This window comes from Halomonas sp. B23F22_3 (assembly GCF_043496965.1).
Classification (GTDB): domain Bacteria; phylum Pseudomonadota; class Gammaproteobacteria; order Pseudomonadales; family Halomonadaceae; genus Halomonas.
The window spans coordinates 67,197-92,320 of the sequence record NZ_JBIEKG010000005.1; the positions used below are offsets into that span (position 1 = coordinate 67,197).

General features: G+C 62.3%; 28 protein-coding genes. 14 read left to right on the forward strand and 14 right to left on the reverse strand.

Annotated elements, in window-relative coordinates:
- Window positions 1–9: 9 nt before the first annotated feature.
- The 6 genes from ACGTNG_RS12225 to ACGTNG_RS12250 form a co-directional block, all read right to left on the reverse strand.
- Entirely contained in the window at window positions 10–423 is a 414-nt protein-coding gene (locus ACGTNG_RS12225; RefSeq protein WP_394577323.1) for a hypothetical protein, read from the reverse strand.
- A gap of 132 nt (window positions 424–555) precedes the next feature.
- Window positions 556–1,326, reverse strand: a complete 771-nt coding sequence (locus ACGTNG_RS12230; protein WP_394577324.1) for a copper resistance protein B — start codon at window positions 1,324–1,326, stop codon at window positions 556–558.
- Window positions 1,327–1,335: 9 nt separating this feature from the next.
- Window positions 1,336–3,132, reverse strand: coding sequence for a copper resistance system multicopper oxidase (locus ACGTNG_RS12235; RefSeq protein ID WP_394577325.1), 1,797 nt, complete (start codon window positions 3,130–3,132; stop codon window positions 1,336–1,338).
- Window positions 3,133–3,204: 72 nt separating this feature from the next.
- Window positions 3,205–4,533: an ATP-binding protein gene (locus ACGTNG_RS12240; protein ID WP_394577326.1), complete on the reverse strand. Its 1,329-nt coding sequence runs from the start codon at window positions 4,531–4,533 to the stop codon at window positions 3,205–3,207.
- Window positions 4,520–5,185, reverse strand: coding sequence for a response regulator transcription factor (locus ACGTNG_RS12245; protein ID WP_394577327.1), 666 nt, complete (start codon window positions 5,183–5,185; stop codon window positions 4,520–4,522). Before ACGTNG_RS12245 ends, ACGTNG_RS12240 begins: the two co-directional genes overlap by 14 nt.
- 9 nt (window positions 5,186–5,194) lie before the next feature.
- Window positions 5,195–5,695 carry a cupredoxin domain-containing protein gene (locus ACGTNG_RS12250; protein WP_394577328.1) on the reverse strand — a complete coding sequence of 167 codons (501 nt, stop codon included), beginning with the start codon at window positions 5,693–5,695 and terminating at the stop codon, window positions 5,195–5,197.
- 210 nt (window positions 5,696–5,905) lie between these two features.
- On the opposite strand from ACGTNG_RS12250, the gene ACGTNG_RS12255 reads away from it, so the two are divergent.
- The 4 genes from ACGTNG_RS12255 to ACGTNG_RS12270 all read left to right on the forward strand — a co-directional run bounded on the left by ACGTNG_RS12255 (window position 5,906) and on the right by ACGTNG_RS12270 (window position 7,661).
- Window positions 5,906–6,574 (forward strand): Spy/CpxP family protein refolding chaperone, encoded by a 669-nt coding sequence (locus ACGTNG_RS12255; protein WP_394577329.1) that lies wholly within the window; start codon window positions 5,906–5,908, stop codon window positions 6,572–6,574.
- Window positions 6,575–6,693: 119 nt separating this feature from the next.
- Window positions 6,694–7,002 carry a hypothetical protein gene (locus tag ACGTNG_RS12260; protein WP_394577330.1) on the forward strand — a complete coding sequence of 103 codons (309 nt, stop codon included), beginning with the start codon at window positions 6,694–6,696 and terminating at the stop codon, window positions 7,000–7,002.
- A gap of 78 nt (window positions 7,003–7,080) precedes the next feature.
- Window positions 7,081–7,224: a hypothetical protein gene (locus tag ACGTNG_RS12265; RefSeq protein WP_394577331.1), complete on the forward strand. Its 144-nt coding sequence runs from the start codon at window positions 7,081–7,083 to the stop codon at window positions 7,222–7,224.
- Window positions 7,221–7,661 (forward strand): DUF411 domain-containing protein, encoded by a 441-nt coding sequence (locus tag ACGTNG_RS12270; RefSeq protein WP_394577332.1) that lies wholly within the window; start codon window positions 7,221–7,223, stop codon window positions 7,659–7,661. The genes ACGTNG_RS12265 and ACGTNG_RS12270 overlap by 4 nt, the downstream gene beginning before the upstream one ends.
- Window positions 7,662–7,823: 162 nt before the next feature.
- Here the strand turns inward: ACGTNG_RS12270 and ACGTNG_RS12275 are convergent, their stop codons facing one another.
- The 3 genes from ACGTNG_RS12275 to ACGTNG_RS12285 are packed head-to-tail and all read right to left on the reverse strand — an operon-like array spanning window position 7,824 to window position 11,342.
- A complete protein-coding gene (locus ACGTNG_RS12275) occupies window positions 7,824–8,834 on the reverse strand; it encodes a TniB family NTP-binding protein (RefSeq protein ID WP_394577333.1) in 1,011 nt (336 codons plus the stop codon).
- Window positions 8,834–10,792 carry a TnsB C-terminal domain-containing protein gene (locus ACGTNG_RS12280; RefSeq protein WP_394577334.1) on the reverse strand — a complete coding sequence of 653 codons (1,959 nt, stop codon included), beginning with the start codon at window positions 10,790–10,792 and terminating at the stop codon, window positions 8,834–8,836. The genes ACGTNG_RS12275 and ACGTNG_RS12280 overlap by 1 nt, the downstream gene beginning before the upstream one ends.
- A gap of 4 nt (window positions 10,793–10,796) precedes the next feature.
- A complete protein-coding gene (locus ACGTNG_RS12285; protein WP_394577335.1) occupies window positions 10,797–11,342 on the reverse strand; it encodes a TnsA endonuclease N-terminal domain-containing protein in 546 nt (181 codons plus the stop codon).
- Window positions 11,343–11,564: 222 nt separating this feature from the next.
- Between ACGTNG_RS12285 and ACGTNG_RS12290 the strand changes: the two genes are divergently transcribed.
- The 9 genes from ACGTNG_RS12290 (at window position 11,565) to ACGTNG_RS12330 (ending at window position 20,335) form a co-directional block, all read left to right on the forward strand.
- Window positions 11,565–12,458 carry an NAD(P)-dependent oxidoreductase gene (locus ACGTNG_RS12290; protein WP_394577336.1) on the forward strand — a complete coding sequence of 298 codons (894 nt, stop codon included), beginning with the start codon at window positions 11,565–11,567 and terminating at the stop codon, window positions 12,456–12,458.
- The gene (locus ACGTNG_RS12295; protein ID WP_394577337.1) at window positions 12,455–13,219 is read left to right on the forward strand and encodes a glucose 1-dehydrogenase; all 765 of its coding nucleotides are present in this window, start codon (window positions 12,455–12,457) and stop codon (window positions 13,217–13,219) included. Before ACGTNG_RS12290 ends, ACGTNG_RS12295 begins: the two co-directional genes overlap by 4 nt.
- A 123-nt stretch (window positions 13,220–13,342) precedes the next feature.
- Window positions 13,343–14,188 (forward strand): AAA family ATPase, encoded by an 846-nt coding sequence (locus ACGTNG_RS12300; RefSeq protein ID WP_394577338.1) that lies wholly within the window; start codon window positions 13,343–13,345, stop codon window positions 14,186–14,188.
- 3 nt (window positions 14,189–14,191) lie between these two features.
- Complete coding sequence (locus tag ACGTNG_RS12305; protein WP_394577339.1) at window positions 14,192–15,370, forward strand: vWA domain-containing protein; 1,179 nt, start codon at window positions 14,192–14,194, stop codon at window positions 15,368–15,370.
- A 138-nt stretch (window positions 15,371–15,508) separates the two neighbouring features.
- Entirely contained in the window at window positions 15,509–16,156 is a 648-nt protein-coding gene (locus ACGTNG_RS12310; RefSeq protein ID WP_394577340.1) for a hypothetical protein, read from the forward strand.
- The gene (locus ACGTNG_RS12315; protein WP_394577341.1) at window positions 16,153–16,908 is read left to right on the forward strand and encodes a DUF3307 domain-containing protein; all 756 of its coding nucleotides are present in this window, start codon (window positions 16,153–16,155) and stop codon (window positions 16,906–16,908) included. The genes ACGTNG_RS12310 and ACGTNG_RS12315 overlap by 4 nt, the downstream gene beginning before the upstream one ends.
- 3 nt (window positions 16,909–16,911) lie before the next feature.
- Window positions 16,912–17,778, forward strand: coding sequence for an N-acetylmuramoyl-L-alanine amidase (locus ACGTNG_RS12320; RefSeq protein WP_394577342.1), 867 nt, complete (start codon window positions 16,912–16,914; stop codon window positions 17,776–17,778).
- Window positions 17,779–17,928: 150 nt separating this feature from the next.
- The gene (locus tag ACGTNG_RS12325) at window positions 17,929–19,638 is read left to right on the forward strand and encodes a proline--tRNA ligase (protein WP_394577343.1); all 1,710 of its coding nucleotides are present in this window, start codon (window positions 17,929–17,931) and stop codon (window positions 19,636–19,638) included.
- A 25-nt stretch (window positions 19,639–19,663) separates the two neighbouring features.
- Window positions 19,664–20,335, forward strand: a complete 672-nt coding sequence (locus ACGTNG_RS12330) for a lytic transglycosylase domain-containing protein (RefSeq protein ID WP_394577344.1) — start codon at window positions 19,664–19,666, stop codon at window positions 20,333–20,335.
- 93 nt (window positions 20,336–20,428) lie between these two features.
- Here ACGTNG_RS12330 and ccoM read toward each other — a convergent pair whose 3' ends face one another.
- The 5 genes from ccoM to rfaH form a co-directional block, all read right to left on the reverse strand.
- Window positions 20,429–20,545, reverse strand: coding sequence for a cytochrome c oxidase subunit CcoM (gene ccoM, locus ACGTNG_RS12335; protein ID WP_281245157.1), 117 nt, complete (start codon window positions 20,543–20,545; stop codon window positions 20,429–20,431).
- 168 nt (window positions 20,546–20,713) lie between these two features.
- Window positions 20,714–21,985, reverse strand: a complete 1,272-nt coding sequence (locus ACGTNG_RS12340; RefSeq protein WP_394577345.1) for a PqqD family protein — start codon at window positions 21,983–21,985, stop codon at window positions 20,714–20,716.
- A complete protein-coding gene (locus ACGTNG_RS12345; protein WP_394577346.1) occupies window positions 21,982–22,299 on the reverse strand; it encodes a hypothetical protein in 318 nt (105 codons plus the stop codon). The genes ACGTNG_RS12340 and ACGTNG_RS12345 overlap by 4 nt, the downstream gene beginning before the upstream one ends.
- Before the next feature lie 128 nt (window positions 22,300–22,427).
- Window positions 22,428–22,934, reverse strand: coding sequence for an FKBP-type peptidyl-prolyl cis-trans isomerase (locus ACGTNG_RS12350; protein WP_394577347.1), 507 nt, complete (start codon window positions 22,932–22,934; stop codon window positions 22,428–22,430).
- 44 nt (window positions 22,935–22,978) lie between these two features.
- Window positions 22,979–23,521, reverse strand: coding sequence for a transcription/translation regulatory transformer protein RfaH (gene rfaH / locus ACGTNG_RS12355; protein WP_394577348.1), 543 nt, complete (start codon window positions 23,519–23,521; stop codon window positions 22,979–22,981).
- A gap of 209 nt (window positions 23,522–23,730) precedes the next feature.
- On the opposite strand from rfaH, the gene ACGTNG_RS12360 reads away from it, so the two are divergent.
- Complete coding sequence (locus tag ACGTNG_RS12360) at window positions 23,731–25,092, forward strand: AmpG family muropeptide MFS transporter (protein WP_394577349.1); 1,362 nt, start codon at window positions 23,731–23,733, stop codon at window positions 25,090–25,092.
- The last annotated feature ends 32 nt before the right edge of the window (window positions 25,093–25,124 follow it).

A 25,124-nucleotide genomic window follows, 5' to 3' on the forward strand; every position in this document is an offset into this window, starting at 1 on the left:
GACTGACTTTCAGTATGTCACGTGGAGCTCATACCGGTTACTAGCATTCTCGTGCCCCGAACCCGCTGGAGTTCCTGAGACCTCTAGCTGGTAATTGCCAGGTTCTAACTGTCGACTGATTTGGAAGTGGCCTCGCGGGCTGGATGCTTCCGCTAAACGATTACCATCATCGTCATACAATGTTGCCTTGATAGTAACTCCCTGGCTCGATACCCCCGAGAAGTGCATGCTACTCACTCTCAACGTAGTGGGCTGATCGATATTGATCTGGTAGCGATCGGGCTGAGGGCCCATTATCTGTGTATCGGATGTCCCTCTTTCCAGAACCGGCATTTCCTGGGCACTGGCTCCCATATCGGCCAGAACGGGCATTGATAGTGCACTGGCCACTGCGATCCCGAAAGTCATGATCTTGAGCTTCATGAGGAAGTCCTCCTTTTTTGATGGCGCTTTCATGATAGGGGGGCAACTTGAAATGAAACTGAAAACCCCCGTCCAAAATCATGAAAAAACGCCACCTTTCGGTGGCGTAAGCATCGAAAAACACAATCGACGTCAGAACATCAACCTGACCCCGGCCACGACACCGGTATCTTCCGTGGCATCACCTCCGGCACGCGAGAGATCAGCGGTATCTCCGTACTGCTTCTCCCAGTAGCCACCCACGTAGGGCGCGAACCGCCGGGTTACCTGATAGCCCAGGCGCATACCGACACGCACGGAGTTGAGTCCCTCGCCGACCCCGAACTCCTCGACCTCGCTGGCAGCAACGGAAATTTCGGTACGTGGTTGCAGATAGAGGCGCTGGGTTAGACGCAGGTCGTACTCACCCTCGAAACTCGCCGAGACGTCACCCTCGTCGGTGACCTGAATTGCCACGTCGGTCTCGATCCCGTAGGGCATCACGCCCTGCAGGCCGATGACTCCATAACCGCGCTCGGCATGGTCGTCCGAGAACACACCTCCCTGATAGCCGATGCCGCCCTGGAGTTCCCAGAAGTCGGCGATCAACCAGCTATAGAGAATCTCCAGCGATTCGAACTCGGCATCCTCGCCGTCACCCTGGACGTTCTCGCCCTCAGACTTGAGATAGACCCGGTTGACATCACCGCCGTACCAGGCCTGAAAGTCCCAGACTAGGGCCTCTTCCCCCTTGTCAGGTACGGCGTACTCAAGCCGGTCGAAGAGTGCCATGCCCTTGTTGTGTTCCACAACCGGTGATGGCCAGACGGCCGGAGCATCGTAGCCATCCTCTGCCTGGGCAACGGAAAACGTCGCTGTGGCCAGCAGGACACCGGCGGCGGTCAGTGGGATTCTGTTAGTCATGCCTTCTCCTTACGAAACCTTGACGACCCGGAACATGCCGGCATCCATGTGGTAGAGCAGATGGCAGTGGAAGGCCCAGCTGCCCTCGGCGTCAGCGGTGATCAGCGCCGAGACGCGCTCACCCGGCTTGACGTTCAGGGTGTGCTTGCGCGGGATCAACTCGCCCTGGCCGTTCTCCAGCTCCATCCACATGCCATGGAGATGGATGGGATGCTCCATCATGGTGTCGTTGATCAGGATCAGGCGCAGGCGCTCATCCTTATTGAAGTGAATGGGGCCCGTCACTTCACTGAACTTCTTGCCGTCGAAGGACCACATGTAGCGTTCCATATTGCCGGTGAGGTGCAGTTCCAGCTCACGCTCAGGCTCACGGCGGTCCGGCCAGGGAGTAAAGGCCTTGAGATCCCGGTAGACCAGCATGCGACGCTCGCCGGGATCGATACCGATACCGGCCTGATCGTAGCGAGAGCCAGGCTGAGCCGCCCCTGCCGCCAGCATCCCATTGGCGTTCATCCTGTTCTCTTCACCTGACATGCCCTGCATGTTGGCGTGGTCCATGCCCTGCATGTCCGAGCCGTTCATGCCGGAATGATCCATGCCCTGCATGTCTGAGCCGCCCATGCCGGAGTGGTCCATGCCCTCCATGCTGCCCATGCCGTGGGCACCCATGGCCTCCATACCACGGTCGGCAATCTTGCGACGCTCGGGGATCTCGGCGACCATGCCCTCTCGCGGTGCCAGGGTGGCGCGCGCATAGCCGCTTCGGTCCATGGGTTCGGCGAAGATCGTATAGGCCATGTCGTCCTCGGGGGCGACCAGAACATCGTAAGTCTCGGCCACCCCTATGCGGAACTCATCGACGGGAACCGGCTGCACCGGCTGGCCGTCGGCGGCCACCACGGTCATCTTCAACCCGGGAATACGCACGTCGAAGTAGGACATGGCCGAGCCGTTGATCACCCGTAGGCGAACCCGCTCACCGGCCTTGAAAAGCGCCGTCCAGTTCTCCTCAGGCGAGTGACCATTGAGCAGGTAGGTATAGGTGCTGCCGGTGACATCGGCGATGTCGCGCGAGCTCATGCGCATCTTCGCCCACATGCCACGCATCTCGGCGGTCGCCGCAAAGCCCTTCTCACGCATATCAGCGAAGAAGTCGGCGATGGTGCGCTCCTGGAAGTTATAGTAACCCTCGGCAGTCTTCAGATTACGGAAGACCGCCATGGGGTCCTCGAAGGTCCAGTCGGTGAGCAGCAGCACATGTTCACGGTCGTAGCGGAAGGGCTCACGCTCGGCGGCATCGATGACCAGTGGGCCAGCATGGCCGAGCTGCTCCTGCAGACCAGAGTGGCTGTGATACCAGTAGGTACCGTTCTGGCGAACGGGGAAACGGTAGGTGAAGGTCTCACCCGGCGCGATGCCAGGAAAGCTCACCCCCGGCACGCCATCCATCCCGGGCGGCAGGATCAGGCCATGCCAGTGGATGGACGTGGGCTCGTCGAGCAGGTTGGTGACCTTGAGTACGGCGTCCTGACCCTCCTTGAGACGAATCATCGGCCCAGGGCTGGTGCCGTTGATGCTGATAGGCCGTGCCTCCTTGCCATCGATCAGGATCGATTCGCGGCGGATGGCCAATGACACCTCAGGCCCCTCCTCGACTCCCTTGGAATAAACATTGGTCTGGCCCCAAGGGTTGGCCCAACTGGGACGTAGGCTCAGGGCCGCTGCCGACCCAAGGCCAAGCGCAACGCCGCCTTTGAGGATCTGACGACGTGACATCGGATGCGTGATGACGCGCGAGTTTGCCATGTGTGACTCCCGTCCATGTTTGACGCGAGCCAGTCTGAAGCACGAACCTGAAAGGGGCCTGAAAATCCGCAATTAATCGGTAGATTCCTTGATGGGCACCTCCATCCTCACGCACAAGCCCCCCAGTGCGCTAAGTTGAAATCTCACTTTCCCGGCATAGCGCGTCATGAGTTGCCCCAGAATGGAAAGGCCAAGACCATACCCGGGATGACTTTCATCCAGCCGCCGGCCACGTTGACCAAGGCGAGACAGGTCATCTGCTGCAACGCCAGGACCGTCATCATCAACGGTAATCCTGAGGCAATCATCGAGCACAATACGACAATCCACTTTGCCACTGGCCCACTTGCCAGCATTGTCAAGCACTATCCCTAGCATCTCGGAAAAATCTTGAGACTCAATGGGTACTCGTTTCTCGATTTCCTCCGGCAATCTCATGGTGAAATCAATGTTTGGGTAAAGACCTCGAAACATCTCGATCAACCTTGTGCAATCACGATGGAGATCAGACATACGCCCCGCGTTCGGGCCCGCAATCCTTGACCGCCTAAGCTCTGCATCAAGTTGAGCGTGAATCTCCTCGAGACGCTGCACCAGTTTCTGGCGACGAGTCTCATCAATAGGCCGCGCCCCTCTCAACACCTGTGTCACGGCGGCTAACGGCGTCTTTAGGGCGTGGGAGAGATTGGCCACCGAGTCGCGGGAACGTTGCAAGCGACTATCGATTTCATCCATGAATCGATTGAGTTGAATGACCAAGCTATCTAGCTCAGAGGGAACATCCAAGGATAGACGCTCTCGATCTCCTGACCGTAGTTCTCCAAGCTGATCACGGAGTCGTGAGAGAGGTATCAATCCACGATTGACCGCCAGAATATTCAGCATCACGAGAAGCAACAACAAAACTGCCGCAATACCCGCTACCCACCAGTGAAGCTCATGCAGCCCTGCTTCTACTTGAGAAAAATCTTCACCAACCAGCAACACCCCACGCTCTTCCTCCAAAGAGAAAGATCGCCGATATACCAATATATGTTGCTCCCCATCCCTGACTTCCACGAGATCATCACTGGTATCATCCAACAAAAAGTCCAGTGCCTTCACCCAACGTGGGTCTGAAGAGGAGATATCGCTTCCTAAGCGTAGAACGTACAAGTGGTGAAAGGCTTGAAAACCGCGACTCGCGGAATCCAGCACGACGGGGGTAGATATATGATCCTGCTTGACTTGTTTAATCGCATGATCGGCTTCTCGTTTTAGTCGCTCTCCGAGAAAATCGCGCGCCAAGTCTTGAAGCAAGATACCATGCAACAGCCATGTGGCTCCGGTCACGATGATGGCAATGCCAGAGAGCCAACACAGCAAGCGGACTCGCAGGCTCCGTCCGTCAATGCGTAACAAAGATATACCCCTGTCCGCGCCGAGTTTGTATCATCGACTTTCCTACGTGACGTCGCAATCTGGCAATGTACACTTCAATAATATTAGGCGTCGCCGCATCTTGATCTAGTGCGTAAAGTTGCTGGAGAAGGCGTTCTTTAGAAAGCACTCGATCGGGATGATGCATAAAATAACGCATGAGGGCGAACTCAGTTCCAGTCAGGGACTGCCAAGCCCTACCATTGACGCTGACACATCGGCTTGCCTCATCCAACGTAATACCATTGAGAGAAATCTCATGCGACGTACTGCCAGATTTCCTGCGAAGTAGCGCTCTAATCCTGGCGATGAGTTCAGGCTCATGAAAGGGCTTTGTCAAGTAATCATCAGCACCTTCTTCAAGTCCTACGACCTTATCTTCCCATGTGTCTCGAGCAGTCAGAATCAGAACAGGAAGGTCGTATCCATCCTTACGCCACTTCTTGAGCAAATCCAGCCCAGAGCCGTCTGGAAGACCGAGATCGAGGATTACCAGTTCATAGTGCTCGGTTGCCATAAGTGACCTGGCCACTTTCAGCGAAGTGGCCAGGTCGACCCGGTAACCGTTGTCTTTCAGACTTTCGGCCAGACTCTCTGCGAGAAGGTCGTCATCTTCAAGAAGCAACAGTTTCATGTGAAAAGCTTACCCCTGTAAATCGATATTCCCGGACATGCCTGCCTCATAATGGCCCGGAATGTTGCAGGCGTACTCCAGCTCGTCCACATTCTGGGGGGCAGTCCATACAAGCTCTGCGGTGTCACCCGGCGCGATGGTCACGGACGGCATGCTGCCGCCATGCTCGCCTTCGGCCATGTCATGGCCTCCGTGACCACCATGGCCACCACCACCGCCATGGCTACCCCCCATCTCCTGCATCATCTTGCGATGTTCTTCCTGAGCCTCGGCATCGCCGATGACGAATTCGTGCTCCACGTTACCAGTATTAACAATTTCGAACTTGATTGTTTCGCCGGAAGAAATGTTGAACTTCTCAGAGTCGAACCACATGTCACCCGCCTCGACGCGGATGGTGCGATCGACGTCAGCATTGCTCATTGAAGAATGCGAACCGCCATGCTCACCAGCTGCAAAAGCAGCTGTCGTAGCGAGGCCGAGTGCCAGCGTCAGTAGGGTCTTGCGCATGATATGCCCTCTTTGAGTTGAGTCAGGGGAGTTCACTTGTAACGCACAAACCTGAAGACAAGCTGAACAATGAAAAAAATAGTGTCAATCCACATCACACCTTGACATTGGGCCCACCTATAGGTTGTAAGCTCATAACTGAAGCCATGATTGCCTGCCCAAGATGGGTAAGGCGAATTCTCTACCATCGGCAAGTTGAGAGTACAGACCATGATCAAGCACAAGCAGCTTCTCGCCATCGCTCTGGCCGCCAGCATGGGTATCGTCGCCAGCGGTGCCGCCTCCGCGCAAGGCATGCAACAGGGCCAGGGGATGCAACAAGGCGGCATGATGGACGGCCAGGGCGGCATGGGCCCCGGCATGATGATGGGCGGCCAGGCCGGCATGGGCCCCGGCATGATGATGGGCGGCCAGGGCGGCATGGGCCCCGGCATGATGGGCGGCCAGGGCGGCATGGGCCCGGGCATGATGGGCGGCCAGGGCGGCATGGGGCCCGGCATGATGATGGGCGGCCAGGGCGGAATGATGCCCTGCTCGATGATGGCGAACATGGGCGGCATGGGCGGCATGGGCGGCATGGCCGCAATGCTCGACGAGGAGCAGCTGAGTTCCCTGCGCGGGATGCGCAAGGAGTACCGTTCCGCCCACTTCGAACGCATGGGCGAGATGATGAACCTGCGTGACGACATGATGCTGCTGATGCAGGCAGAGCGTCCGGATCCGGAGGAGGTCCAGGCACTCCATGGTCAGATGGCCACCCTCCAGGGCGAGATGATGGCGGACAAGGTGCGCATGCGTAATCGGATGCAGGACCTGCTGAACGATGAGCAGCGCGAGCAGCTGAAGCAGGACCCTTCCTCCGGCAACAACCCGCAGTGATACCCGATGCCTGCCGCCTGGCGGGCATCGCTCAGCCATCTCGCTCCATATTGCGCTGGGTCAAGGTGGTCAACCGAATGACTGGCACAGAATGACGTAAGGATGACGAGGGAATCACCATGACCGGCCAGGCCAGACCGCTGCACCGCACACGAGGAGGACGCCTGCTGGCATTGCTGCTCGTGGTGCTGCTGTCGGTGTCCGGCCTGACCGCCCAGGCGGCCATGGACAGCTGCGCCACTGATTGCAGCACGGCTGAGGTCGAGATGTTCGATCACGCCGACGCCGAATGCGCTGGCTGTGCAGCCCTGGCGGCGACGCCCCTCGTCATGCCTGCCACACCCGATACCCTGGCCGACACCGACGGACCAGGACCAGCCACGGTCGAATTCATTGCCCCACCTCCGCGCGAACCTCCCAGACCCTGACCGTGCATCGATCGCCTCGGTGACGCTGGCCATCCGCCTGCCACCGGATTTACCTGCACATTCGTCAGGAGTCTTGCCATGTTCAGCAAGGAATGCTTCGCCTTCATGGGCTGGCTCGGCTGGCTGATGCCGCTGGCCTTCATGCTGCTGCTGGGCCTCGGTATTGCCGCCCTGGCCAAATATTTCTTCACGTCCCGCCGCTCCCAGGAGGACCGCTCATGAACCGCTTCGCCCCCACCCTCTTTTTCTCCACCGCGCTGCTGTTGGGCGCCGCCACTGCCCAGGCCGCATCGCCGACCGAGGCCACCCTTTACAAGAATCCCCAGTGCGGCTGCTGCGATGAGTACGCCCGCCAGCTCGAGGAGCGCGGTGTCAGCGTGACCATCGTCGATGACGTGGAGCTGGGCAAGGTCAAGGAGCGCGTCGGCCTGCCCTACGGGCTCGGCGCCTGCCACACCATCGAGATGGGTGAATACGTGATCGAGGGCCATGTTCCCTTCGTGGCCGTGGAGAAACTATTCGAGGAACGTCCTGACACCGGTGGCATCGGCCTGGCCGGCATGCCTATCGGGACCCCCGGGATGCCGGGCCCAAAGCAGGAGGACTGGAACGTCTACCAATTCCGCGACGGGGAGGCCAATTCATTCATGACGTTCTGAAAACCAGATCAGGCAGATTAAGCTCCGACGCAGGTCGGGGCTTTGGGTCATGTTATGTGTACCCACCAAGCTTTAAATAACAACGTCTAGTCAATAACCCGATACCAGACACCTAGAAGCTACCAGCAGCGTCGAATGACTTTTCGGAAGTTACGATTTTAATTAGGATCTATTCAATATTTCACTTAGGCTCAAAGAGTCAATAAACTGAGTCGGCACAAAGGCTTCTTCTTCGGATATAGCAAGAGGGTTGTAATCTGAATATCTTGAAATTTCACTAAACAGAAGGCTTTCTGGATTTTTTTTGAAAGGGTTATCCTTATCGGGAAACATGACTTGGTGCGCCTTCACAAGGTGCGCCAAATCAAGTGAATCAGCACCTTCGACCATTGCAATAGTAACAGCCTCATTAAGCAATGCTTTTAGACGTCGGACCTCCCCCCGGCTATAAGAAAAAAGGGGTAATGCTATGTTTTTATCTTCCAGCCTTGGTGGCGTATCAAAAGGCATCCTAACCGCCAACCCCTTAAGAAATCTTACAAACTCTTCTGGTCCATTTGACAATTTGAAATATGGAATAACTCTACGACATATTAGGCGGGAAGACCATTGGGGCTCTTCAGCAATTTGTGCAGCCCATGGCATCCCAACCAAAACGATAGGGATCTGTGACTCCTCGTTGATCATCTTTAATCGATTGGCAATGACCTGCCTATCACGGGCCGACTTGAACTCGAGAATCTCTTGAAACTCGTTTATTATTATTAGCTCTGTTTTACAGCGCCTCAACGCCTTGATCAATGATTCCGTCAAACCAATATCACGACTTCTCCCACGGCGATACTCACTACCAAATTGACCAAGATCGCTGAGCATCTGAATCATCATCTGTTCGAGGTTAAGCTTACTGGGGATACGGCTTACCAATAATGGCTGAATTAAAGCATCACCTTCTTGGCGCACATCAATCCTAGATTTGTAATGATTGATCAGATGAGTTTTACCTGACCCTGTATCACCGATAAGCAGCATGCACTGTGGCTCACCGCCTAGTTGACGATAAGCTCTCAGCCGATCAAAATCTTGAAGAACCGTCGTGAGAACGGGGTGTTCCACAAAGCAATCGATGAAACTTTTCAGTCTTTCCCTATCATTTGGTTCAAGCTCAAACATCAGTATGGATCCCAACCGGACACATTCGACTCCCACTCATCAAGTATCGAATTACTACTCGCGCCCTTATTTTCACTAACATCTTCTTCTGGGATTTTTTTAACGTTACTCTCATTCTCAGAACATACCGAAGAAGCCCCATCACTACCGATATTTTTATATCTGGCCAACTTCTTCATTCCACTAACGGATTTCTTGTTCTTCGGGCCGCTCTTAAGGAGTTCGACCTCATCTCTTATACGCCCCTCTATATACAACCTAGATTCAGATAACCCCACCCTATCTACTTGGGAATGGATGAACCTTCGCTGAAACCTCCGATTTGTTTGATGCTGAAATAACGACAACCCCACAGTGTAATCATCAGGATCTACAGCATTAGCTATAACGTACCCATCTTCACCGGGGAGATATACATACAACTTAGAAAGGTCATCAGGATCAATCTTTACTTTAACCTTAACACCACGGTTTTTACCAGAATTAGGAGTCAGCTTCCTGACAGCATCAAGCTCATCGCTTGAGTATCTCAAGCATGCAAACCTCACTCCATCTTTACCCAACACACGATCAATCGTGGGGGCCAATTCCATCTTAACTCGGAACTCATCATCATCGCGATAAATTATAGGAGGGAATTCCTTAACTCCCTGTTCCCATGAGATAATTGGAACGCTGTCTTTACGGCTATTGGAGTCCTGGTGATACACATCCACAACCCACTTATGAAAAAGCTCCATAAAAGTGGAAAATCGAATGACAGCATCTTTTTCCGGTTTATAATCTTCCAACTGGTCAATACCGGAAAATGTTTTACCTGGCATTGAAATCAGGAAATTCTGGTTAATCTGCCCAAAAAATCTTTCAACCAAAGGCTTTAGCCATGGGCGCCCAACGGGATTATATTGAATATCACTTACAACCGATTGACATGCCAATTCAAGACTCTCACTCCAAAACTCGGCACCATTATCCACCACCAAAGTTTCAATCTTCCCTTCACATGGCCAATCACCGCTAACTACTGGATACTTTTTTTTCACATACTCCTTGTTCAGCATGGCGTTAAGAAGGGCCTTTCGAATCGAGTCATAGCTGGGCTCTTTATAACCAATATAAAAACCAACTAGACATTTACTGTATGAATCAATCAATGCCGTTATATATGGCCTGCCCAGCACGACCAACAACTCATCATCCAACAACATAAGATCTAGAGCGGTGTGATCAATCTCAACCCTTTCTAGCACTCTGGTAGGCTGAACATGCGCACCTACAGGCTTATATTTTCGATCCGCGTATCGCTTACCATATCTCGCCAAATCGACATCATAAGGCGGAAGCTTAGATACCCTATGGTAAAATGCTGTCTGACTCATCGGATTCAGCTTTCCTGAAATCACACCTCTATTTGCAAGATTAATGAGATCACAATAATACACGTAAGCAGACCGTATAGACGGCCTTTCTTTACGCAAATATTTTTCATTCATTGCCCGCCAAAAATAGTGACCATCATCTTCTATCTTGTTCTTCCTATTTCCTTTCTTATGGTGCCTTGGGATTAGAGCTTCCACTGAAAAGCCATTATTCTTATATGCGCTATGCCAGCCAGCCAGTGTTCTCCAGCTTGGAACTGGGCCATCTAGAGTTTGTAAAATTTCAGCATCGTCTAGTAATGGCTGAAGGTTCTTCTCCGTCCAACCACCACTGATTCTTTTTTTAAAATACTGAATATAAGATAAACGCCTTAGTGCTTCATTTCGAAGTTTATCAGGATACGTATCAAGAGGCCTGCCACCGCCATCATTGGATTCGGGCACACAAGATTCAGATTCACGAAAAAAAGCATCATTATCGAATGGCTTGGCGGTCGCTAATTTAGCTTCAGGCTCACGAGGTTCTATGAATTCATCTTCAAATAGATCTAGTCCAAGATCATGATCATAATCGTCCACATCATCACCACACGATCGAGTCAACCCCTAATTTAGCCGCTGAGAGATCACTACTCATCTCACCAATTGCCAACCATGAAATTACAGATGTAAGTACAGCACTGCTTGGCTCACCCGTTTCATGCACCAAATCCCGTACTCGGACCCTCCCACTCTTCCTAACGATGTCCAGCAACATCAGGTGGAGAGGTGTTAGCGTCTTCAACCCGGAATATCGGTGGAGGAGTTTAAGATTGCACAAGACTGGGTTCAGTCTGATTTGCTTATCTGTTACCAGCAATAGTGGAATCCCATTTTCCATGGCACTTTTTTGGCGACAGATAAATTTTTCCTTGAAATCTTTATTTTCTAGCTCAGCATATGGCTTTACTTCAATGAATCTAGAACCACGAGATTTATCGAACACAAAAAAATCTGGGGTATAAGGTAGTTGTTTGTCGCCAAATGAATAGTAGAAGCCTTCAGGTTGTGCCTCATAGGAGCTGATAGAGGATGTATACTCGAAATGAAAACATGCATCGAATTCTAGCGAGGACTCTACAGTTAGCACCCTATTCATCTTAGGACTAGCGAACTTGTACAAATTCTTGACGCGGGAATGTTTGAGACGGCGCCTATACATAGCTTGCTACCATGTGGGTAAGGTTACTAGGCAAGGTAGGCTATGCAGGCTTATGCTGCAAATTATGCAAACTATTTGGGAATCTATGCAGGTTTATGGTGAAAACGACATGCGACGCCATCGCCGCCCCTCGTTAACGGAGAGCCCCGCATGACCCAACCACGACTCGGCTTCATCGGCATCGGCCTGATGGGCGACCCCATGACTCGCCGCCTGCTGGACGCCGGCTTTTCCGTCAGTGTCTGGAACCGCTCGCCGGACAAGACCACCGGCGTGGTCGCGGCCGGCGCCCGAGTGGCGGGCTCCATCGAGGAACTGATGGCCGAAGTGGACGTGGTGCTGCTCTGCCTGGCCAATACCGCCGTGGTCGAGGACGTTGTGTTCGGCGAGGGGGGCGTGGCCCAGCACGGCCGCGCCGGCCAGCGCCTGGTCGATCTCTCCAGCTGCGACCCGGCGGCGACGCGCGACTTCGCCGACTGGCTCGACAGCGAATGCCGCATGCGCTGGGTGGATGCCCCGGTCTCCGGCGGCGTGGCCGGTGCCGAGGCGGGGAGCCTCGCCATCATGTGCGGCGGCGCGGCCGAGGACGTCGAGGCGCTCCGCCCCGTGCTGGCGCCCCTCTCCGCCCGCATCACCCACATGGGTGCGGTGGGCAGCGGCCAGGTGACCAAGGTGTGCAACCAGATGATCGTCGGCTGCCAGGCGGCGGTGATCGCCGAGATGGTGGCCCTGGCCGAGGCCAGCGGCGTGGAGGCGACCCGGCTCACCGAGGCGCTGGCCGGCGGCTTCGCCGACTCGACGCCGTTTCGGATCCTCACGCCGCGCATGGCGGCGAGCGACTTCGACGCCCCGCCCTGGCACCTGCGCACCCTGCTCAAGGATCTGGACCTGGCGGTGGCCCAGAGCCAGCGCGCCGGCAGTGCCACGCCGATGAGCGGACTGGCCGCGCAGCTGATGCGCGCCCATGCCGCCCGCGGGCACGCCGAACATGATCCGGCCACGCTGGTCGAGGCCTATCGCCGCACCGAGGAGTCGACGCCATGAGCGCGCCCCGGGTGATCTTTCTCACCGGCGGTGCTCAGGGCATCGGGCTCGGCATCGCGTCGCACCTGCTGGCCCGGGGCGATTGCGTCGCCCTGATCGACCGCGACGCTCAGGCGGTGGACGAGTGCCGCGAGCGCCTCGGCCACGACGACCGGCTGCTGGCCATGGTCGCCGACGTCGGCGATGAGGCCGCCGTCGCCGAGAGCCTGGACCGCACCCTGGCGCGCTTCGGGCGCCTCGATGGCCTCATCCACAACGCCGGCCTCTCCGATCCCTTCGCCGGCCCGCTGGAGTCCCTGGACCTTTCCACCTGGCAGGCCTACCTGACGACCAACCTGACCGGTGCCTTCCTGTGCGCCAAGCATGGCGCACCGCACCTCAGGCGCAGCGGCGGCGCCATCGTCAACATCGCCTCCACCCGGGCCCTGCAGTCGGAGCCCGACAGCGAGGCCTATGCCGCCAGCAAGGGGGGCGTCGTGGCGCTGACGCACGCCCTGGCCGTGAGCCTCGGCCCCGAGATCCGCGTCAACGCCATCAGCCCCGGCTGGATCGAGGTGGGCAACTGGCAGCAACGCGCGCATCAAGCGCCGGTGGAGCATCGCGACATCGACCGTGACCAGCACCCCACGGGGCGCGTCGGCCGCCCGGCGGACGTCGCCGCCATGGCCGCCTTCCTGCTCTCCGACGAGGCCGGCTTCATCACAGGGCAGAATGTCGTGGTGGACGGCGGCATGACGCGCCGGATGATCTACGCGGAGTGAGCCGACAGCGGCGCACCTCCAGGCGGCGGGTTCCTGACGACGGGTTCCCGGCGATTTGTTCATACTCCCGCCCTACCGTACACTCGTTTGATTCCCGACGACCACGACTTCGAGGCGCAACCCATGGCGTTTGATTCCACGGCCACCTACGTGGCCACCGAGGCGCTCAAGCAGGCGGTGAACGCCGCCGTGACCCTGGAGCGGCCGCTCTTGATCAAGGGCGAACCGGGCACCGGCAAGACCCTGCTCGCCGAGGAGCTGGCCGCCTCTCTGGAGACCCGGCTGATCACCTGGCACATCAAGTCCTCCACCAAGGCGGCCCAGGGGCTCTACGAGTACGACGCGGTCAGCCGGCTGCGCGACTCCCAACTGGGGGTCGAGGGCGTGGAGGACGTCGGCAACTACATCAAGCCAGGCAAGCTGTGGGAGGCCTTCACCGCGGGCGAGCGGGTGGTGCTGCTGATCGACGAGATCGACAAGGCGGACATCGAATTCCCCAACGACCTGCTCCAGGAACTGGATCGCATGGCGTTCCACGTCTACGAGACCGGCGAGACCATCACCGCGACCCACCGCCCGATCATCGTCATCACCTCCAACAACGAGAAGGAGCTCCCCGACGCCTTCCTGCGCCGCTGCTTCTTCCACTACATCGAGTTTCCCGACCGCGAGACCATGCAGGCGATCGTCGACGTGCACTTCCCCGAGATCGCCCCGCGGCTGGTCGGCGAGGCGCTGGAGGTGTTCTTCGAACTGCGCGAGGCCCCGGGCCTGAAGAAGCGCCCCTCCACCTCGGAGCTGGTCGACTGGCTGACGCTGCTGATGAGCGACGAGCTGGCCAAGGAGGCGCTCTACCAGCGCGACCCGGCGAAGGCGCTCCCGCCGCTCGCCGGCGCGCTGGTCAAGAACGAGCAGGACACCCAGCTGCTGGAGCGGCTGGCCTTCATGATGCGCCGGAAGGGCCGCTAGACCGTGTTCATCGGCCTGTTCGAGACCCTGAAGCGCCACGGCGTGCCCGTCTCGCTGCGCGAGCTGCTCGACCTCCACGCGGTGGTCGAGCGCGGGGTGGTGTTCGCCGACATGGAGGCCTTCTACGGGGTGGCGCGCACCGTGATGGTCAAGGACGAGCGTCACTTCGACCGCTTCGATCGCGCCTTCGCCGCCTGGTTCGAGGGGCTCTCGAGCCTCGATGCCGCCATCGAGGCGCTGATCCCCGACGACTGGCTGCGCCGCGAGTTCGAGAAGCGGCTCTCCGAGGAGGAGAAGGCGCAGATAGCGTCGCTCGGCGGCCTCGAGCAGCTCATCGAGACCTTCAAGCAGCGCCTCGAGGAGCAGCAGGAGCGCCATGCTGGCGGCAGCAAGTGGATCGGCACCGGCGGTACCAGCCCCTTCGGCGCCTACGGCTACAACCCCGAGGGCATCCGCATCGGCCAGGACGGCTCGCGGCACCGCCGCGCGGTGAAGGTGTGGGACGAGCGGCGCTTTCGCGACTACGACGACTCGCTGGAGCTCGGCACGCGCAACGTCAAGATGGCCCTGCGCCGGCTCCGGCGCTTCGCCCGCCAGGGCGCGGCGGAAGAGTTCGACGTCGACGCCACCATCCGCGAGACCGCAAGGGACGCGGGCCTGCTCAACGTGCAGATGCGCCCGGAGCGCCACAACGCGGTGAAGGTGCTGCTGCTGCTCGACGTGGGCGGTTCCATGGACGACCACGTCCGCACCTGCGAGGAGCTCTTCTCGGCGGCCCGTTCGGAGTTCAAGCACCTCGAGGCCTTCTACTTCCACAACTGCCCCTACGAGGGGCTGTGGCGCGACAACCGGCGGCGCGGCAGCGAGCGCATCCCGACGATGGACGTGCTGCACACCTACGGCCGCGACTACCAGGTGGTGATCGTCGGCGATGCCGCCATGTCGCCGTACGAAGTGACGCACCCCTACGGCAGCGTCGAGCACATGAACGACGAGCCGGGGGCCGTCTGGCTCAGGCGCCTGGTCGAGGCCTTCCCGCACCTTGTCTGGCTCAACCCGCTCCCACCGCGCGCCTGGGAGCTCACGCACTCTACCCGACTGATCCGCGAGCTGATCGAGGATCGCATGTACCCCATGACCCTCGCGGGGCTGGAGCGCGCCATGGGCGAGCTCACTCGCTAGCCCTTGCGTGTTCGCTTCCCCCATGCCTACTTATAGCCCTTAAAGCCTATATCATTATTTTATAGCCTATAAGGGCTATGATTTTGCCATATAGGCCTTTACGGCTATGCTGGCGGTAGAGCCCTGGGAGCGTACGACATGCCAAGACGAATCGCCGTGCTCACCGGCGACGTGATCGAGTCCCGCAAGGTCACGGATCGGCCGCGACTCTACCGACGACTGGATGAGACCCTGGCGGCGCTCGCCTCCCGTCACGGCGGCCACGGCGAGCGCTTCCGCGGCGACGGCTTCCAGCTCGCCCTGCCCCGGGCGGAGACGGCCATGGAGGCCGCCGTGACCCTGCGGGCGGCGCTGATCGAGCAGTCGGAACCCGACCAGCGCTGGGATGCGCGCATCGCCGTGGCGGTCGGGCCGGCGGAGCCGGGGGTGAGCGAGGCGGACGGCGAGACCTTCATCGCCTCGGGGCGCGGCCTGGATGCACTCGCGGGCAGCGCCGGTCACCTGGCGCTGACCCTGCTCGACGAACCCGAGGATCCGGGGCTCGGCCTGCTGGTGCGCTTCCTCGACGACCTGCTCGATGGCTGGTCCCCCTATGCGGCCGAGGTCGTCGGGCTGAGCCTTCGCGGAAACACCGCTCAGCCGCTCTCCCAGCAAGCCCTCGCCGACCGACTGGGCATCTCCCAGCCCAGCGTGCACAAGCGCCTGCGGGCCGCGCGCTGGGCACTGCTCTCAGACAGTCTCGCCTACCTGCGCCGGCGACTCGCCGGACCGGAGGCGACGCCATGAGTGCCGAGGCCCTCTCGCTGCTCATGGCCCTGGTACTGGCCCATCTGGTGGGCGACTTCCTGCTGCAGCCCAGGCGCTGGGTGGAGGAGCGCTACCGCCTGCACCAACGCTCCCCGCGCCTGCTGCTGCATGCCCTGCTGCACGGGCTGCTCGCCGGCGGCGTGCTGCTGGTGGCCGCCGGCGCCGCGCCCCGGGGACCGGCCGCCGTGATGCTCGGCGCGCTCGCGGTGGGCGCGAGCCACTGGCTGATCGACCTCGCCAAGTCCCGGCAACCGGACGGCGAGCTGCGCTGGTTCCTGCTCGACCAGGCCGGTCACCTGCTGGTGCTCATGGGCCTCTGGCTGGTCTGGCTGGCCAGCCTCGCCCCGCTGGAGGCGCTGGCCGCCTGGCTGGCCTCGCCGGCGGTACTGGGGGTGGCCACCGCCTACCTGCTGGTGACGCGCCCGATGTCGATCGCCATCGCGCTGATCATGCGGCGCTGGAGCGCGGAGCTCGAGGACACCGGCACCCTGGCCAGCGCCGGCGCGCGCATCGGCGTGCTGGAGCGGCTGCTGGTGCTGACCCTGGTGCTGCTGGACCAGCTCACCGCCGTGGGCTTCCTGCTGGCCGCCAAGTCGGTGCTGCGCTTCGGTGACCTGCGCGAGACCCGCGACCGCAAGCTCACCGAATACGTGCTGCTCGGCACCCTGCTCAGCGTCTCGACGACCCTGGTGCTGGGCATGCTGGTGCGCCTGCTGCCGCTGGGGGGCTGAGCCATGTGCTACCGCGTGATGCTGCTGCTCCTGACACTGATGCTGGGCGCCTGCGCCGGTCCCGAGACGCGGGAGCAGCGGGCGGGCTATCTCGTCGACCACAGCCAGGTCGCGCCCTCCCACAACAGCCGGGTCCGCCACCTGGTCCTGCACTACACCGACGGTGACGAGGCCGAGGCGCTGGCCACCCTGACGGGCCCCCGCGTCAGCAGCCACTACGTGCTGCCCCGCGGCGCTGCCCCGCGGGTCTACCAGCTGGTGGAGGAGTCGCGGCGCGCCTGGCATGCCGGGGCCAGCCGCTGGAAGGGCCAGGCGGACCTCAACACCACCTCGATCGGCATCGAGATCGTCAACGCCGGGCCGGATCGCACCGCGGCCGCGATCGAGCGCCTGCTGGTGACCGACCGGGCGAGTACCATCGCCTGGGCGCCCTACCCGGATGCCCAGGTCGATACCCTGATCGCGCTGGCCCGGGACATCATCGACCGCCACGGCATCGAAGCCACGAACGTGGTGGCCCATTCCGACATCGCCCCCACGCGCAAGATCGACCCCGGCCCGGCCTTCCCCTGGCGGCGCCTGCATGAGGCCGGTATCGGCCCCTGGCCCGAGCCCTCCGCGGTGGCGCGCTGGCGGGCCCGCTTCGTTGCCGACCCGCCCTCGCTTGCCACCCTGCAGGAGGCCCTGGCGGCCTGGGGCTATGGCCTGGCGATCACCGGCGAGGCCGACCCGCGCACCCGGGCGGTGCTGCGGGCCTTCCAGATGCGCTTTCGTCCCGCCGACTACCGCGGCCTGCCCGACGCCGAGACCGCAGCGATCCTCTGGGCGCTGCTGGAGCGCTACCGGCCGGAGGGGCTACCGGGACGCTGAGCCCCGGAGGGCCGAGTCTCGTGACGGGCCCTGCCAGCGGCCTTTTGCCGCCAACCGGGCTTGGCCGTACAATGCGGGGTCATTGTCGCCGCTCCGTGCGGCCCCGTACCCGCTTCTGCACAAGCACTCGCTCGAGGAAACCCCGGACCCATGCGCGCCAGTCAACTGTTGATCGCCACCCTCAAGGAAACGCCTGCCGACGCCGAGGTCATCAGCCACCAGCTGATGCTGCGCGCGGGGATGATCCGCCGCCTCACCTCCGGCCTCTACACCTGGCTGCCGATGGGGCTCAAGACCCTGCGCAAGGTCGAGCGCATCGTGCGCGAGGAGATGGATCGTGCCGGCGCCCAGGAGCTGCTGATGCCCGCGGTGCAGCCCGCCGAGCTGTGGCAGGAGTCCGGCCGCTGGGAGCAGTACGGCCCGGAGCTGCTGCGCCTCAAGGATCGTCACGACCGCGACTACTGCGTCGGTCCGACCCATGAGGAGGTGATCACCGACCTGGTGCGCAAGGAGATCGCCAGCTACAAGCAGCTGCCGGCCAACTTCTACCAGGTGCAGACCAAGTTCCGCGACGAGATCCGGCCGCGCTTCGGGGTGATGCGCTCCCGCGAGTTCATCATGAAGGACGCCTACTCTTTCCACGTCGACGAGGCCTCGCTCAAGGAGACCTACCAGGCGATGTACGACGCCTACGTGCGCATCTTCACGCGCCTGGGGCTCGACTTCCGCCCGGTGATCGCCGACAACGGCGCCATCGGCGGCACCGGCTCCCACGAGTTCCACGTGCTGGCCGACTCCGGCGAGGACGACATCGTCTTCTCCACCGGCTCCGACTATGCCGCCAACATGGAGAAGGCCGAGGCGCTGCCCCCTCAGGGCGAGCGTGCGGCCCCCTCCGAGGAGTTGCGCCTGGTCGACACGCCCAATGCCAAGACCATCGCGGCGCTGGTCGAGCAGCACGGCCTGCCCATCGAGAAGACCCTCAAGACGCTGATGGTCAAGGGCGCGGAGGGCGGCCTGATCGCCCTGCTGGTGCGCGGCGACCATGAGCTCAACGAGGTGAAGGCCGAGAACCTCGCCGAGGTAGCCGCGCCGCTGACCATGGCCACCGAGGAGGAGATCCGCGCCGTGGTCGGGGCCGGCCCGGGCTCGCTGGGCCCGGTCAATCTCGAGATGCCGATCATCATCGATCGCAGCGTGGCGATGATGAGCGACTTCGGCGCCGGCGCCAACATCGACGGCCAGCACTACTTCGGCATCAACTGGGAGCGCGACGTGGCGCTGCCCAAGGTGGCCGACCTGCGCAACGTGGTGGAGGGCGACCCCTCGCCGGACGGCCAGGGCGAGCTCGCCATCAAGCGCGGCATCGAGGTCGGCCACGTCTTCCAGCTCGGCCAGAAGTACTCCGAGGCGATGAACGCCACCGTGCTGGGGGACGAAGGTCGTGCCGTGCATCCCTGGATGGGCTGCTATGGTATCGGTGTGACCCGGGTCGTGGCCGCCGCCATCGAGCAGAACCACGACGCGGCCGGGATCATCTGGCCCGATGCCATCGCGCCCTTCCACGTCGCCATGGTGCCGATGAACGCCCACAAGTCGCAGCGTGTGCGCGAGGAGTCCGAGCGACTCTACCAGGCGCTCACCGCCGCCGGCCTCGAGGTGCTGCTGGATGATCGCGACCTGCGCCCGGGCGTGCGCTTCGCCGACCATGAACTGATGGGCATTCCCCACCGCCTGGTCGTCGGCGACCGGGGGCTGGACAAGGAAGAACTCGAATACAAGGGACGCCGTGACAGTGACGCCACCATGGTACCGGCCGGGGAGATCATCGACTTCCTGCGCGCGAAGGTCGCGATCTAGGCAACAGTGGGCCGCCGCCCTGGCGGTGGCCTGCACCCTGCCCGCCATGACGGCCCTGGGCCAGGGCGACCGGGACTTCCTGGCCGCCCTCCCTTCCGACTACCAGGCCAACGAACTCAGCCCATCGGCGCTCTCGTCCGATCGCCCCGCTCCCTTCGTCCGGGCCCTGCCCCCGGCACCCGCCAGCCTGCGCGACACCCTCGACGCCGTGCGCGACGCGCCGGTGGCGCCCGCCGATATCTGGGCCGCGCGCCAGTGGCTCAACGCCATGGAGCCGCGTCTGGCCCGCTACGTGCCGGAGGCGCAGCGTCGCCGGGCGCTGCTGGGGCGCATCCACCACGAGGCGCGCCTGGCGGGCCTGGCCCCGGAGCTGGTGCTGGCGGTGATCCAGGTCGAGAGCGCCTTCCAGGCCGAAGCCGTCTCCTCGGCCGGCGCCGTCGGGCTGATGCAGATCATGCCATTCTGGGTCCGTGAGCTGGGCCTGCCCGCCGACGACCTCAAGGACCCGCACCGCAACCTGCGCTACGGCTGCACGATCCTGGCCCACTACCTGGCCGTGGAGCGCGGCGACCTGACCCGGGCGCTGGCGCGCTACAACGGCAGCCTCGGCAAGACCTGGTACCCGGAACGGGTGATGCGCGCCCTGGCCAACCGCTGGTCGACGCAGGACGCCAGTCGCGCCACCGCCGGGCGCTGAGTCGGCGACACGCACCAAAAAAAGCCGACCCAAGTGGGTCGGCTACTGGGGGGAAAGCTCCCCCCTCCCCTGACGACTAGTGAAGCGGCTGGATCAGTGCTTGTTCTTGCGATGGTGGTCGCGAACGATGAACGCGATCCAGCCCCCCATGAAAGCGATCATCATCGCGACGGTAACGAGTCCGAAGATTACGGCGTCATCCAGATACATGGTGTGTCCTCCCGTCTCGATGTGTTGAGTGCACTCTAGCGCGCCATCGCGGGAGCTAAACTGACCTGCATCAAGTTTGCCACCGGCCCCGGTACCGAAGGCCGATGAGACTTGACGCAGATCAGATTCCAAGACGCCTACGGCAGGCTCGGCGCCGGAAGGCCGTGCTCAGCGCTCGATATCGAGCGCGATCAGCCCGGCCGCCGCCAGATCATCGAAGAGCCGCGCCGCGTCGACGTGCAGCCGGGCGGGCTCGACCGCGGGGAAGCGCTCTGCCAGCAGCGCGACCACCTCCGCAAGGCTCAGGGCCTCGAGACCCAGCAGGCGCCAGATGCCGGCGGCCACGGTGCTCAAGCGATGCACCCCGCCCTGGTCATCGACCACGAAGTGCTCCTCGCCCAGCGGATACTCCGCCTCTACCGGCAGGCGACGCCAGATCGCCTGCGGGGCACCGTCAGCCGGCGCGCTCCCGCGGCCCCAAGAGGCCGGCGCCGGGGATGCCAGGGGAAGAGCCCCCTCGTCCCGGCGCGCCTCGGCCAGGCCTTCCACCACCCGCTCGACGGCCGCCATCGGGTCGTCATAGCGCAGCGACCGGCACGGCAGGTCCTGCATGATCGGCAGCAGCCGCTCGAGCAGTCCGCCCGGGGCGTGCGACGCGCCGGAAAGGCTCTGCCCCAGCAACTGCAGCAGGCCCTCGCCGGGAGAGAGGCGCGTCAGGCTCGGGGCGGGCGTGCCGGGGACCCGGTCCAGCATCACGATGGCGCCGAGGGGGCAGCGCTCGCCGTGGCCGGCGAGGCGGTCGCGATCCAGCGTCAGGTAGCCGTAGCGCTCATCCGCGACGCGATCATGGGCGGCGATAAACGCCGCCAGTTCGGCGGGGAGAGGCGCCGGCAGGGGCAGGCGCAGCCGCGGCGCGATGCCCAGCGCCTCGCCCATCGCCCGGCCCCGGCTCTCGTCATGGTCATCGACCTTCAGCATCAGCACATCGTCGGCGAAGACCCGATAGCCAGCGGCGGCGAAGGCGGCACTGAGCAGGCTCTTCCCCGCCCGATGGGTGGCGGGGAAGAGTACCAGCCGTCCCTCGATCTCCACGGCGGCGCAGTGCAGGCCGATCCGGTGGGGGCGGGCGTCGAGCAGACAGGGAATCAGGTCGGCGATCAGGCTGCCGGCCGCGGTGGCGATGCCGGGCAGCCGGCGGGGCCGCGACCGGCCGGGCACGGCCTGGCCATAGCCGTCACCCGACCGCCAGGCCGTCAGCGTCTCGGACGACGCGGCTGGCGACGCGAGTGCCGAGGCAGGAACGCGCTCGAGCGGCCAGCCGGGCATCGCCGCGCGCAACGCCTCGCCGAGCTCGGGCGCCCCCTCGAGTCGCAGCGCCACCTCGAGCCCGGCCGGCTGCAGGGCCTCGAGGCGTCCCGCGCGCTCATGGAGCCCGTTCACCAGCGGCTGGGGTAGCTGTGACTGGGATAGCTGAAGCTGTGGCTATGGCTATGACTATGCTTCGAGTGCCGGTGACGACGGTGATGCTTGTGATGGCGGTGGCGGCGATGTTCCCGGTAGTCGTCCACGTAGCGACGCTCCCGGGTCTCCGGGTGCGTCTCATAGACGATGCGCCAGCGCCCGTCATCCCAGCCGCCGGCTTCGGCCTGGCCCAGGGTGGTGAGGGTCGGCGCGGCGTAGGCGGCGACGCCGACCAGGCCGAGGGCGGCCAGCAGCGTGCGCCGGCGGGGGCAAGGGGCAGGTTGGTCGCTCATCGATGGGCTTCCCTGAGTGGCTGAACGGTGTGCCTAGCCTATCGTGCGTCGAGCACGACGCGACCCGCCCGGGCGCGCTTCCCCAGTCGCTGCAAATTGCCGGGGGCGTTGTCGCCCGACACCGACGTTCAGACCATCTTCTTGTCTTCCACCTCGCCGGGCTCGGTGCCGGGCGGCAGCGGATGCCCCTTGGCCAGCTCCGCGCGGGTCGCGTCGCGCACCTCGAGCACCTCCAGGCGATAGCGCAGGGTATGGCCGGCCAGGGGATGGTTGGTATCGATCAGCACGCCGTCGTCGCGTACCTCGAGGATGGTGACGATCTCGGGGCCGTCGTCGCCGGGGGTCTGGAAACGCATGCCGGGGGCGAGGTCGGGGGCGGGAAAGGCGTCTCGCCCGACCTCGCGCACCAGCGCCTCGTCGCGCAGGCCGTAGGCCTCGGCCGGCATCAGGGTGACGGAGAGCTCGGCCCCGGCGGGTCGGCCCGCCAGGGCCTGCTCCAGGCCGGCCATGATGTTGCCGTGGCCATGCAGGTACTCGAGCGGCTTCGCCCGTGCCCGGGAGTCGTCGAGGACGTTGCCGTCGCTATCGCTGAGCACGTAGTGCAGGGTCACGACGCGTTGAGGGTCGATGGTCATGGGGTCTCCTTGGGCGATGAGAGGAAGGGCGGCACGGCCGTCGCCTACTCACGGCGGCGCAGCTGGCCGACGGGCATCTCGAGGCGCTGCTGCTGGTGCAGCAGGTTGAGCAGCACGATGGCACGCTCCTCGCCCTTATGGCTGGCAAACACCGCCTGCAGGTCCTTGAAGGGGCCCTCGGTGATCTCCACCGCCTCGCCCGCGCGGAAGTAGACGTTCGCCGTCGTGTCGTCGGCGTCGCTGCCATGCTCGAGCAGGGTCTGGACCAGCGCATCGCTGACCGGCACCGGCTGAGAAAGGCCGAAGGTGACGATCTTAAGCACCCCGCGGGTGGAGCGGATCGGCCGCCAGTTGCTGGCCAGGCGATCGAGCCGGATGAACAGGTAGTAGGGAAAGAGCGGTTCACTGACCCACTCGAGCTTGCCGCGGCGCTTCTTCTGCACCTGCAGCACAGGATGGAAGATCTCGTAGCCCTGGTTGGTCAGGTGCTCGGCGGCGCGGAACGACTCCCCGCCCTTGCACTGAATGACGTACCAGCGGGGGATGGCATCATCGGCCTCGTCGTGACGAATCTCTGAATCGCTCATATGGCTCCTGATCGGCTTCCTGCTGGTATCACTGCCGGTGCTCTGCAACAATCCCACCGCATGTCGACCCGGGAAACGGCCCGCGGGCGACATGGGTCGAACGGCCACTGGCCCGGCGACTGTGTGACAATTTTATCATCGATGGCGGGGACCTGCGTGACCGCCCTCGAGTCCCGACGCACGCCCCCGCGCAAGGAGTCCTGCCCGACATGCCGCCACCCATCGCTCGCCGCAGCTGGCATGACGCCCTGGTGATCTATCTGCGCGCCCCGGTCATCACCATGCTGTTCCTGGGCTTCTCGGCCGGCCTGCCCTTCCTGCTGGTGTTCTCCACGCTCTCGGCGTGGCTGCGCAGCACCGGCGTCGAGGTGGCGGCCATCGGCTTCTTCGCCTGGATCGGCATGCTCTATTCGATCAAGTTCTTCTGGGCTCCGGTGGTGGATCGGCTCGCCCTGCCACTGCTGACCCGCACCTTCGGTCAGCGTCGCGGCTGGATGCTGCTGGCCCAGGCGATGATCGCCGCGGGTCTGGTGGGACTCTCCGGCGTCGACCCGGTCGACCACCTGCCGCTGGTGGCCGCCCTCGCGCTGCTGGTGGCCTTCGGCAGCGCGACCCAGGACATCGCCATCGACGCCTTTCGCATCGAGTCGGCCCCGGACGATGTCCAGGCCGCCATGGCCTCGACCTACATCATCGGCTATCGCGGGGGCCTGCTGGCCGCCGGCGCCGGCGCCCTCTACATGGCCTCCCTGGTCTCCTGGGAGGCCGCCTATCTCTGCATGGCGGCGCTGGTCGGCGTCGGGACGCTCACGGTGCTGCTACGTCCGGAGCCGGCACGCACCTCGCTCGGCACCCAGCTGATCCACGAGCCGCGGGTGCGCGCCTTCCTGCGCGCCTCCCGCGGCCGACCCAAGCCGCTGCGCCGCCTGGTCGCCTGGGTGATCGGCGCCATCGTCTGCCCCTTCACCGACTTCTTCACCCGCCATCGCCGGCGCGCGATCTGGCTGCTGGCATTCGTGGCGGTGTTCCGGATCAGCGACCTGGCCATGGCCTCGATGGCCAACCCGCTCTACATCGACCTGGGGTTTTCGCTGGCGACCATCGCCAACGTCACCAACGTCTTCGGGATCGCCATGAGCATCGGCGGGGGGATTCTCGGCGGGCTGCTGGTGGCCCGCTACGGCATCGGGCCGATCCTGGTGCTGGGCGCGGCGGCGGCGGCGCTGACCAACCTGCTGTTCGTGGCCCTGTCGCTGGCGGGCCAGAACGTGCCCATGCTGGTCATGGCCATCGTCGGCGACAACCTGGCCAACGGCCTGGCGAGCGCCGTCTTCATCGCCTTCCTGTCGAGCCTCACCTCACGGGCCTATACAGCGACCCAGTACGCGCTCTTCTCGTCGCTGATGACCCTGCCCGGCAAGTTTTTGAGCGGCTTCGGCGGCCTGCTGGTCAACGCCGAGGGCTACGCCACCTTCTTCCTGGTCTCTTCCGTGCTCGGCCTGCCCGCCGTGCTGCTGGCGATCTGGATCAGCCGCGACCGCGCGCTGATGCCGTCGCCGCGAGCGGCCTGAGGGCGGCTCGCTCGCCCCCAGGCCGCCTCGAC

Bases quoted from the DNA above. Each gene is read 5' to 3' on its own strand.
- ACGTNG_RS12260 (WP_394577330.1), top strand. From the start codon at position 6,694: ATGACCGGCCAGGCCAGACCGCTGCACCGCACACGAGGAGGACGCCTG.
- ACGTNG_RS12250 (WP_394577328.1), bottom strand. From the start codon at position 5,695: ATGCGCAAGACCCTACTGACGCTGGCACTCGGCCTCGCTACGACAGCT.
- ACGTNG_RS12245 (WP_394577327.1), bottom strand. From the start codon at position 5,185: ATGAAACTGTTGCTTCTTGAAGATGACGACCTTCTCGCAGAGAGTCTG.
- ACGTNG_RS12265 (WP_394577331.1), top strand. From the start codon at position 7,081: ATGTTCAGCAAGGAATGCTTCGCCTTCATGGGCTGGCTCGGCTGGCTG.
- ACGTNG_RS12350 (WP_394577347.1), bottom strand. From the start codon at position 22,934: ATGACCATCGACCCTCAACGCGTCGTGACCCTGCACTACGTGCTCAGC.
- ACGTNG_RS12360 (WP_394577349.1), top strand. From the start codon at position 23,731: ATGCCGCCACCCATCGCTCGCCGCAGCTGGCATGACGCCCTGGTGATC.
- ACGTNG_RS12235 (WP_394577325.1), bottom strand. From the start codon at position 3,132: ATGGCAAACTCGCGCGTCATCACGCATCCGATGTCACGTCGTCAGATC.
- ACGTNG_RS12325 (WP_394577343.1), top strand. From the start codon at position 17,929: ATGCGCGCCAGTCAACTGTTGATCGCCACCCTCAAGGAAACGCCTGCC.
- ACGTNG_RS12230 (WP_394577324.1), bottom strand. From the start codon at position 1,326: ATGACTAACAGAATCCCACTGACCGCCGCCGGTGTCCTGCTGGCCACA.
- ACGTNG_RS12300 (WP_394577338.1), top strand. From the start codon at position 13,343: ATGGCGTTTGATTCCACGGCCACCTACGTGGCCACCGAGGCGCTCAAG.
- ACGTNG_RS12295 (WP_394577337.1), top strand. From the start codon at position 12,455: ATGAGCGCGCCCCGGGTGATCTTTCTCACCGGCGGTGCTCAGGGCATC.
- ACGTNG_RS12290 (WP_394577336.1), top strand. From the start codon at position 11,565: ATGACCCAACCACGACTCGGCTTCATCGGCATCGGCCTGATGGGCGAC.
- ACGTNG_RS12310 (WP_394577340.1), top strand. From the start codon at position 15,509: ATGCCAAGACGAATCGCCGTGCTCACCGGCGACGTGATCGAGTCCCGC.
- ccoM (WP_281245157.1), bottom strand. From the start codon at position 20,545: ATGTATCTGGATGACGCCGTAATCTTCGGACTCGTTACCGTCGCGATG.
- ACGTNG_RS12255 (WP_394577329.1), top strand. From the start codon at position 5,906: ATGATCAAGCACAAGCAGCTTCTCGCCATCGCTCTGGCCGCCAGCATG.
- ACGTNG_RS12275 (WP_394577333.1), bottom strand. From the start codon at position 8,834: ATGTTTGAGCTTGAACCAAATGATAGGGAAAGACTGAAAAGTTTCATC.
- ACGTNG_RS12225 (WP_394577323.1), bottom strand. From the start codon at position 423: ATGAAGCTCAAGATCATGACTTTCGGGATCGCAGTGGCCAGTGCACTA.
- ACGTNG_RS12320 (WP_394577342.1), top strand. From the start codon at position 16,912: ATGTGCTACCGCGTGATGCTGCTGCTCCTGACACTGATGCTGGGCGCC.
- ACGTNG_RS12345 (WP_394577346.1), bottom strand. From the start codon at position 22,299: ATGAGCGACCAACCTGCCCCTTGCCCCCGCCGGCGCACGCTGCTGGCC.
- rfaH (WP_394577348.1), bottom strand. From the start codon at position 23,521: ATGAGCGATTCAGAGATTCGTCACGACGAGGCCGATGATGCCATCCCC.
- ACGTNG_RS12270 (WP_394577332.1), top strand. From the start codon at position 7,221: ATGAACCGCTTCGCCCCCACCCTCTTTTTCTCCACCGCGCTGCTGTTG.
- ACGTNG_RS12315 (WP_394577341.1), top strand. From the start codon at position 16,153: ATGAGTGCCGAGGCCCTCTCGCTGCTCATGGCCCTGGTACTGGCCCAT.